General features: G+C 67.5%; 2 protein-coding genes. Both read right to left on the bottom strand.

Annotation, left to right across the window (positions count from 1 at the left end; genetic code table 11):
- Positions 1 to 186: 186 nt before the first annotated feature.
- Entirely contained in the window at positions 187 to 942 is a 756-nt protein-coding gene (locus J0A65_RS23385; RefSeq protein WP_206596685.1) for a carboxymuconolactone decarboxylase family protein, read from the bottom strand.
- Positions 920 to 1,422 (bottom strand): (R)-mandelonitrile lyase (locus J0A65_RS23380; RefSeq protein WP_232850123.1); only part of this gene is annotated, 503 nt, incomplete at its 5' end. The genes J0A65_RS23380 and J0A65_RS23385, both read right to left, overlap by 23 nt.

Raw genomic sequence — 1,422 nt, 5'->3', positions numbered from 1 at the left:
TGAACCCGAGCGGCGCACGTCGCCGCTCGCTCCTGATTAGCTACTTCGCCGAGGCCCTGCATGCCTCGTACCTGCACACCCGGCACCTGCGCGGAATTCGCCTGGACACCGGCGAGCGCTTCGATCCTGCGGATCATCTGCCGAGCGCCGGCTAGCCTGTGCGAAGGCCAGCCGGGCCGAAACCTGTTACGGGCTCAGCTGGCGCTGCAGCGCCTGCTGGGCGCGCTCGGCAGCTTCGGCGGTGACGCGCTCCCCCAGCACCTCGCTCAGCTGCCGTAACTGTGCGGCACTGACACCGATGTTCATGCTCATGCGCATGTGCGCCTGCAGTTGCGCCTCGGCGCCGGGCAGTGCCGCGAGCATGCTCAGGGTTGCCAGTTCACGGCTGTGCCAGTCGAGGTTGTCGCGTTCGAAGATGGCACCGAACAGGTGAGCGCGCAGGTACTCATTGGCTACCGGGGCGAAGTCGAACAACGGCCCCTCGACCACGGCTCCGGCCAGCCTGGTCTGGTTGGCCGTGCCGGCAGCCAGCAGCGCATCGCCCTTGGGCACGGGCTGACTCGGCTCGCGCCCGGGCGCATCTTCGATGCCCCTGGCCTTGCGTGCCTCGACGACCCTCATCAGCTCGGACAGCGCATTGAGACTGCGCGGAAAACCCGCATAGGCGTAGAGCTGTACCAGCACCTCACGGGCGTCGCTGATGCTCATGCCGAGGTCGAGGCCCTGTTCGAGGGCGCCGTTGAGCCTCGCGATATCACCGGCGGCAGCGAACGCAGCGATCGGCACGATGGCCTGCTGACGTGCGTCGAGGGTTGCATGGCTGCTGGCAGGTTGCTCCGGGTTCTCCTCGGCGATGGCGCTACGCGCCGGTTCGCCGAGGCCCAGAACGACGCCGAGTGCAGCGATGGCCAGGCCCGACCTAGTCCTGATGCGTTTGGCCATACTGCTCATCGCTCACTTTCTCCAGCCAGTTGACGTTCTTGCCGTCCAGGGTCGCGGTGATCGCCATATGGGTCATCGCCGTGTCCGGAGCCGCGCCATGCCAGTGCTTGACGCCTGGCGGACACCAGACCACGTCGCCGGGGCGGATTACCCGGACCGGCTTGCCCCATTCCTGGGTCAGGCCGACGCCGGAAGTAACCAGCAGACGCTGACCGGCCGGATGGGTATGCCAGGCCGAACGTGCGCCGGGCTCGAAGGTAACCAGCGCACCGGAGGTATTGATGTGCTCATCGGCCGGCCAGATCGGGTCGATCCGCGCACGGCCGGTGAAGAACCGCTCCGGGCCGGCGATCGAGGCCTGAGTGCCGGCACGCACGATCTGCTGCTCGCCCCCGCCCGTTTCTGCAGCACCGGCTGGGCCGGTCTGCAGGGCCACGACGCAAAGCGCCGCGGTGAAGATCCGCTTGTTCATGCTGATCA

Source organism: Bowmanella yangjiangensis, assembly GCF_017255015.1.
Classification (GTDB): Bacteria; Pseudomonadota; Gammaproteobacteria; order Enterobacterales; family Alteromonadaceae; genus Bowmanella; species Bowmanella yangjiangensis.
The sequence above is the reverse complement of the archived record's forward strand: the minus strand, read 5'-3'. Positions and strand labels throughout refer to the sequence as shown.

Excerpts from the sequence above, each read along its gene's own strand:
- J0A65_RS23385 (WP_206596685.1), bottom strand. The coding sequence starts at position 942 with ATGGCCAAACGCATCAGGACTAGGTCGGGCCTGGCCATCGCTGCACTC.